The sequence below is a fragment of the Nocardioides sp. cx-169 genome (assembly GCF_021083605.1).
In the GTDB taxonomy this organism is placed as follows: domain Bacteria; phylum Actinomycetota; class Actinomycetes; order Propionibacteriales; family Nocardioidaceae; genus Nocardioides.
On record NZ_JAJNRO010000013.1, the window covers coordinates 182,330 to 189,553 of the forward strand.

Annotated in this window: 7 protein-coding genes and 1 riboswitch; of the genes, 5 read left to right on the forward strand and 2 right to left on the reverse strand. The window is 74.2% G+C overall.

The genetic code is table 11. The annotated features are described in order from the left end of the window. Positions 1 to 78 precede the first annotated feature (78 nt). A complete protein-coding gene (locus LRP67_RS17645) occupies positions 79 to 1,200 on the reverse strand; it encodes a cell wall metabolism sensor histidine kinase WalK (RefSeq protein WP_231271470.1) in 1,122 nt (373 codons plus the stop codon). A gap of 130 nt (positions 1,201 to 1,330) precedes the next feature. Continuing rightward, positions 1,331 to 1,411: riboswitch (cobalamin riboswitch) on the forward strand. A gap of 103 nt (positions 1,412 to 1,514) precedes the next feature. Between LRP67_RS17645 and LRP67_RS17650 the strand changes: the two genes are divergently transcribed. The 5 genes from LRP67_RS17650 to LRP67_RS17670 are packed head-to-tail and all read left to right on the forward strand — an operon-like array spanning position 1,515 to position 6,783. Continuing rightward, positions 1,515 to 2,672 (forward strand): hypothetical protein, encoded by a 1,158-nt coding sequence (locus LRP67_RS17650; protein WP_231271471.1) that lies wholly within the window; start codon positions 1,515 to 1,517, stop codon positions 2,670 to 2,672. Then, positions 2,669 to 3,319: a hypothetical protein gene (locus tag LRP67_RS17655; protein WP_231271472.1), complete on the forward strand. Its 651-nt coding sequence runs from the start codon at positions 2,669 to 2,671 to the stop codon at positions 3,317 to 3,319. The genes LRP67_RS17650 and LRP67_RS17655 overlap by 4 nt, the downstream gene beginning before the upstream one ends. A gap of 7 nt (positions 3,320 to 3,326) precedes the next feature. Beyond that, the gene (locus LRP67_RS17660; protein WP_231271473.1) at positions 3,327 to 4,406 is read left to right on the forward strand and encodes an energy-coupling factor transporter transmembrane component T; all 1,080 of its coding nucleotides are present in this window, start codon (positions 3,327 to 3,329) and stop codon (positions 4,404 to 4,406) included. After that, entirely contained in the window at positions 4,403 to 5,974 is a 1,572-nt protein-coding gene (locus LRP67_RS17665) for an ABC transporter ATP-binding protein (RefSeq protein WP_231271474.1), read from the forward strand. Before LRP67_RS17660 ends, LRP67_RS17665 begins: the two co-directional genes overlap by 4 nt. Further along, on the forward strand, positions 5,971 to 6,783 hold the full coding sequence (locus LRP67_RS17670; RefSeq protein ID WP_231271475.1) for an ECF transporter S component: 813 nt from the start codon (positions 5,971 to 5,973) through the stop codon (positions 6,781 to 6,783). Before LRP67_RS17665 ends, LRP67_RS17670 begins: the two co-directional genes overlap by 4 nt. A gap of 148 nt (positions 6,784 to 6,931) precedes the next feature. Here the strand turns inward: LRP67_RS17670 and LRP67_RS17675 are convergent. Then, positions 6,932 to 7,224 (reverse strand): HNH endonuclease signature motif containing protein (locus LRP67_RS17675; protein WP_231271476.1); only part of this gene is annotated, 293 nt, incomplete at its 5' end.

Consider the following 7,224-nt stretch of genomic DNA (forward strand, 5'->3'; position numbering starts at 1 on the left):
TCCGGGGGCCTCCCGGTCGGGAGGCCCCCGCCGTACCGTTCGCAGGATGGCGTCTACCGAGTCTCGGCGGACTGATGCCTACGGCGTCGCGGGGGAGCGAGGGAGCTGCACCGTGACGAGCGTCCCGGCCCCCGGCCGGCTCTCGATGGAGACCGTGCCACGGTGCGCCGTGACGATGGACTGGACGATCGACAGACCGAGGCCGGCGCCGGGCGACTGCGCGGCCAGGGCGTTGCTGCCGCGCTGAAGGCGCTCGAAGATCCGCGCCTGGTCCTCCAGCGGGATCCCCTCGCCGCTGTCGCCCACCGACATGACCACGCTGTCGGCGAGGCCCTCGGCCGTGAGCGTGACCACGCCGCCGGGCGGTGAGAACTTCAGCGCGTTGCTCACCAGGTTGTCGAGCACCTGCAGCAGCCGGTGCCCGTCGCCGTGGGTCGTCAGTCCGGGGTCCTGCGCGGCGGTGGCCACGACCAGCTCGAGGCCGGCGGCGCGAGCGGTCTCCGCGTGCGCGGCGCGGGACTCGTGCAGGAGGGCGACGACGTCGACGGTGCCGAGCGTGAGCTTGGTCTGGCCGAGCGCGCCGACCGCGACGTCGAGCAGGTCGGTGACGAGCTTGAGCTCGCGCTCGGCATTGCGCCGCACGACGTCGAGCATGCGGCGCGCCCGGTCGCCGAGCTCGGACGCGCCGAGGTCGTTCATCACCTCGGCGTACCCGAGGATGGAGGTCAGCGGGGTCCGCAGCTCGTGGGTCACGGTCGCCAGCAGGTCGTTGCGGGCGCGCTCGGCGTCGTCCTCCAGGCGCAGCCGCTCGGTGATGTCGCGCACGGTGGCGACGGTCAGCGGGTCACCGGCGCCGATCGCGACCGGCGCGAGCGATATCTCGGCTGGGAACTCGGCCCCGCCCTTGCGCACCGCGGCGAGCTTCAGCAGACCCATGGGGCGTCGGGGGTAGCCCGAGCGCCGCTGCGGGTGCCCCTCGCGGGCCCGGGACGGGATCAGCATCTCGACCTGCTGGCCCTCCAGCTCGTGCTGCTCGTAGCCGAAGACCTCGCGCACCTGGGTGTTGGCGATGCGGATCCGCCCGGTCCCGTCGACGACGACGACCGCATCCGGCACGGCGTCCAGCACCGCGCTGAACAGCCGCTGGTCGACCCCGGGACCCGACCGCTCGGTCCGCTGCCCCTCCTGGGCCTCGCTCATGCCTGCTTCTCCGTCCCCATGCGGATCGGGGGGCTGCCCCCGGCCGTCATATTCGCATGGTGCCTGTCGTCACCCGGGGGCCGCCCGACGTTGCTAGGGTGTGCCTGCACGACCATCACGCCCACGCCAGGGGAAGCCGGTCCGATTCCGGCGCTGACCCGCAACCGTAGGCATCGAGGTCCCCAGGGACCTTGATGCGAGCCGGAGCACCTGGAGTGACGCGTCCGATCACACGCTGTCGAGGACAAGCAGCGGTGGCGCCCCCCAGGCAACGGGCCTGGACGCCTCCGCCGTGTGCAGCGGAGAGGAACCTCATGAGAAAGCCTGCCTTCGGGCGACCCGCCGGCCTGCTGGCCGCGGCCCTCACCCTCGTGGCCGGCACCGCGGTGTCGTGCGGATCGCCGGAGTCGGAGTCGGAGTCGCCGCCGGCCGGCGACAGCCCCGGCCGCACGCCGGCCGATACCGCGGTGGCCTGGCTGAGCGGCCATATGACCGACGGGCTGCTGGACGGCGCGTGCCCCGACTACTGCGGCCGCAACATCGACGCCGCGCTGGCGCTCGAGGCGGCCGGCGCCGACCCGGCGGTCCTCGACGAGATGGAGAAGGGGTTCGAGCCGGTCGTGGCCGGCTACATCTCCTACAGCTTCCCCGACGAGAAGGGCGGCGAAGTCACCGGTGACGTGGGCGGAGCTGCCGCCAAGTCGGCGGTCTTCGCGCAGCTGGTCGATGCCGCGCCCGGCTACGGCGGCGTCGACCTCATCGCGAGGGTCGCCGACCACGTCAGCGATGATCCGCGATTGGAGGGCCGGCTCTTCGACCGCACGAACGGCAAGGTCGACTACCAGTACGCCAACACGCTCGGTCAGGCGTTCGCCGCCCACGCCCTGGACGCGGCCGACCACCCGCAGGCGGCGGCGGCGACGCAGTGGCTGCTCCGGCAGCAGTGCGAGGAGGGCTTCTTCCGGGAGAGCTTCAGCCCGGCGTCCTCCCCCGACCAGGACTGCGACGGCGACCCGTCGGCGGCCGGGAGCGTCGACACCACCGCGACCGCGCTGCTCATGCTGCAAGACCAGGCCGACGACGCCGAGATCGAGGCGGTGCTCAGTGCCGGCACAGCCTGGCTCGCCGAGGTGCAGAACGCCGACGGCTCCTGGGGCACCCAGCCGGGCGAGCCCGGCAACGCCAACAGCACGGGCGTCGCCGGTCAGGCACTGGGCGAGCTCGGCGACCGCGAGGCGGCGCAGCAGGCTGCCCGCTGGGTGGGCGCTGTGCAGGTCGACGACTCCGACTCGCAGCCCCAGGGACTCGCCGGTGAGGCCGGCGCCATCGCCTTCGACCGTCGCGCCTACGACGCAGCCCGGAGCAAGGGCATCGGGGCGGAGGGCCTCACCCAGTGGCAGTACGCCACGGCGCAGGGCCTGGGCGTCCTCGCGTTCGCCTCGGACACCGACGACGGAGCGACCTCGCCGTGACCTCTCCGGCGCTGCTCCTGACCGCCGCGGCCCTGGTGGTCGCGGCGGTCGGAGGCGCGTCCGCACCCGCTCAGGCGGCAGCCGCGGTGGCCGCCCCCTGCTCCGGCGGTGGCGTCACCGTCGTGGTCGACTTCCACGAGCTGGGCGGCGGTGTCGATGCCGTCTGCGACCGAGACGGCGGCGGCCAGCGGGCCGCGGACCTCTTCGTCTCGGTCGGCCACCCGCTCACCTACGCCGCGCGCCAGGCCGGGTTCGTCTGCCGGGTGAGCGGTCTCCCGCAGGACGACCCCTGCGTCACCACCGCTCCGGCCGACGCCTACTGGGGGCTGTGGTGGTCCGACGGCGAGTCGGGGACCTGGACCTACTCAGGGCTGGGCGCGGGTGCGCTGACGGTCCCCGACGGCGGCTACGTGGCGCTGTCCTGGGACCAGCGCGGCGGCGAGGCGCGACCGCGCCTCGAGCCTGGGGCCGCCTCGCCGAGCGCGACCCCGAGCGCACGGGACGATCGAGCCCGCGGCGATACGGCTCCGGCGACGGACCCGACCGGCGACGGCCTGCCCGCCTTCGTCGCCCCGGCGCTGATCGGCACGCTGTTCGGCGTGGCCGGCGTGGTGTTCCTGCTGCGGCGCCGGTCCGGATCGGCGTGAGCCGGCGATGAGCGGGGCCCGGCTCCCGCGCGACGTGCATCCCGTGGCCTGGTGGCTGTGGGCGCTTGGCCTTGCCACGGCCGCCTCGCTGACCACGAACCCGCTCGTCCTCCTGCTGCTCGTGGGGGTCGCGACCATGGTGGTCATGGCACGCCGCTCGGAGCAGCCGTGGGCCCGCTCGTTCCGGCTCTACGTCTGGCTCGGCGTGGCGATCGTGGTGCTCCGCGTGGTGTTCCGCCTGCTCTTCGGCGGCAGCTACCCGGGCACCCTCCTGCTGGACCTGCCGACGGTCCCGCTGCCCGACTGGGTCCTCGGGTTCACCCTGCTCGGTCCGGTCACCCAGGAGTCGCTGCTGGCCGGGCTCTACGACGGGCTGCGGCTCGCGACCATCGTCATCTGCATCGGCGCGGCCAACGCCCTGGCGAACCCGAAGCGGCTGCTGCGCTCGATGCCGCCCGCCCTCTACGAGATCGGCACGGCGCTGGTCGTGGCCGTGACCGTGCTGCCGCAGTTCGCCGACAGCGTGCGCCGGGTCCGCGCCGCCCAGTCACTGCGCGCGGGGGAGACCGGGCGGGTGCGCCGGCTGCGCCGCACCCTGGTGCCGGTGCTGGAGGACGCCCTCGAGCGCTCGCTGGCCCTCGCCGCCGGGATGGACACTCGCGGCTACGGCCGCGCCGCCGGGCTCACTCGCGCCCAGCGGCGTACGACGGGCGCCCTGATGCTGGTCGGCCTGTGCGGCGTCTGCGTCGGTGTCTACGCGCTGCTCGACCAGACTGCCCCTCGGCTGCTCGCGCTGCCGATGCTCGGGCTCGGCGTGGTCGTCGCCGTGGCCGGCCTGGCGAGCGCGGGACGCCGCGTCGAGCGGACCCGCTACCGCCCCGACCGCTGGCGGTGGCCGGAGCTCGCGGTCGTCGCGTCCGGCCTCGCCGCCGGGGTCGCCGGCTGGTGGGTCAGCGAGCACCAGCTGCTCATCGCCTACCCCGACCTGTCGGTGGCACCCGAGATCAGCCTGGTCGCGCTGGTGGGGGTCCTGACCGGGGTGGTCGCCGCCGCGGCGGCCCCGCCCCCGCGGGAGGTGGCGTCATGATCGAGCTGCGCGGCATCTGCTTCGCCTACGACGACCGGCGGGTCCTGGACGCGGTCGACCTCACGATCGAGGAGGGCGAGCTCGTCCTGGTCTCGGGCCCGACCGGCGTCGGCAAGTCCACGCTGCTCGGGGTGGTGACCGGGCTGGTGCCGCGGTTCACCGGCGGCACCTTGAGCGGCGACCTGCTGCTCGACGGCACCAGCATCCTGCACACGGCGCCGCGCGACCGTGCCCACGTGATCGGGTACGTCGGTCAGGATCCGGCCGCGGGGTTCGTCACCGACACCGTCGAGGAGGAGCTCGCCTACGGGATGGAGCAGCTCGGGCTGGCGCCGGACAGCATGCGACGGCGCGTCGAGGAGACGCTCGACCTGCTGGGCATCGCCGACCTGCGCCACCGCGACCTGCGCACGCTGTCGGGCGGCCAGCAGCAGCGGGTGGCCATCGGCTCGGTGCTCACCACTCACCCGCGCCTCCTGGTCCTCGACGAGCCGACGTCCGCGCTCGACCCCACCGCCGCCGAGGACGTGCTGGCCACGCTGACCCGCCTCGTGCACGACCTCGGGGTCTCGGTGCTGGTCGCCGAGCACCGCCTCGAGCGGGTGATCCCGTTCGCCGACCGGATGTGCCTGCTCACCGGGGACGGCCGGGTCCAGGTCGGCCGCCCGGCCGAGCTCCTGGCGCACTCGCCCGTCGTGCCCCCGATCGTGGAGCTCGGTCGGGCCGCCGGCTGGCACCCGCTCCCGCTGACGGTGCGCGAGGCCCGACGCGAGGCCCGCACCCTGGACCTCACCCCACCGGGGCCTGACGCGGTGGTCGCCACCACCGACGCCCTGACGGCGCGGGGGCTGACCGTGACCCACGGCCGAACCGTCGCCGTCCGCGAGCTCGACCTCACCCTGGGAGCGGGGCGCGTCACCGCGCTCATGGGCCGCAACGGCTCCGGCAAGTCCTCGCTGCTGTGGGCGCTGCAAGGGACCGGCCGGCGTCAGCACGGCTCGGTCACCGCCGGTGGCATCGATCCGGCCGGGCTCGGGCCGGCCGAGCGCCGCAACGTCGTCGGACTGCTGCCGCAGAGCTCGGCGGACCTGCTCTACCTCGAGACCGTCGACGAGGAGTGCGCGGCCGGCGGCCCCGGCACCCGCGAGATCCTGGACGGCCTGGTCCCCGGAATCCCCGGCGACCGCCACCCGCGCGACCTCTCCGAGGGCCAGCGCCTGGCCGTGGCTCTCGCCCTCGTGCTCGTCGCCCGCCCCCACGTCGTCCTGCTCGACGAGCCCACCCGCGGCCTGGACTACGCCGCGAAGCGGTCGCTGGCCGGCATGCTCCGCACGCTCGCGGACGAGGGCCACGCCGTCCTGGTCGCGACCCACGACGTGGAGTTCACCGCCTTGGCCGCCGACGACGTCGTGGTGATGGCCGAGGGCGAGGTCGTCTCCGCCGGCCCGACCCGCCGCGTGGTCGCCGAGTCGCCCGCGTTCGCGCCACAGGTCACCAAGGTGCTGGGCGCCCCCTGGCTGCGGGTGGACGAGGTCGTCGCCGCACTGGACACCGCGGTCACGGCATGAGCGCGCCCGCCGTCCCCCTCTCGTGGCGTTCCGTGGCCGTCCTCGGCATGGCGTCGCTGGGCGGGCTGATGATGCTCTGCTGGCCGCTGCTGCTGCGGGTGCCTGAGGCGCGAGTGGATCCGCCGTTCCTGTTCTTGGCGCTGCTCCCGGTGGTCGTGGCGGTCGTCCTGGCCGAGCTCAGTGAGGGCGGCATGGACGCGCGGGTGCTGGCCGTGCTCGGGGTGCTCAGCGCGATCAACGCGATCCTGCGCACCGTCTCCGCCGGCACCGCCGGGGTGGAGTTCGTCTTCTTCCTGCTGATCCTCGGCGGGCGGGTCTTCGGGGCCGGCTTCGGGTTCGTGCTGGGGTGCACCTCGCTGTTCGCCTCCGCCCTGATGACCGCCGGCGTGGGGCCGTGGCTGCCGTTCCAGATGATCGTGTCGGCCTGGATCGGCATGGGCGCCGGCCTGCTGCCGCGGCGGGTGAGCGGGCGCGCCGAGATCGCGATGCTCGTCGCGTACGGCGTGGTGGCGGCCTACGTCTTCGGGCTGCTGATGAACCTCTCCAGCTGGCCGTTCCTCCTCGGCATCCAGGTGCCCGGGCACGAGGGCTCCCTGTCCTACGTGCCGGGCGCGGCGCTGATGGACAACCTGACGACGTTCCTGAAGTACACGCTCATCACGTCGACCGGCAGCTTCGACACCGGCCGCGCGATCACCAACGCGGTCGCCATCGTGGTGCTCGGGCCGGCCATTCTGACGACGCTGCGCCGCGCGGCGAAGCGCGCCACCGTGACCGCACAGCCGCGGTCGCTGGCCGAGCCCGGCTAGCGCTCAGGGTCACCGTGAGCTCGGCCATCTCCTCGACGCTCGGCACCAGCTGCCGCGACGCGGCGGCCAGCACATGGGCGCCAGCGAGGAACAGCGGGTCCGGCGGCGGCTACCAGCGAGGGGTGTGCGGAGCTCCAGCCGGGGTGGCTCACTCGCGCTTGGTGAAGGCGACCTTCCCGCCGGGCAGGTGGGTCATGTCGTAGTGGGGGTGGTGGGCCAGGGTGTGGTGGCGTCGGCAGAGCAGGGCGCCGTCCTGGACGGTGGTGTGACCGCCTTCGGACCAGGGAGTGAGGTGGTGGGCCTCGCACCAGGCGGAGGGGCGTTCGCAGCCCTGGGTGTAGCAGCCTCCGTGCTGGACCGCGAGCGCGATCCGCTGGGCCTTGGTGTGGAACCGGGCCTTGCGGCCGAGGTCGAGGACCTGGGACCTGCCACCCAGGACCA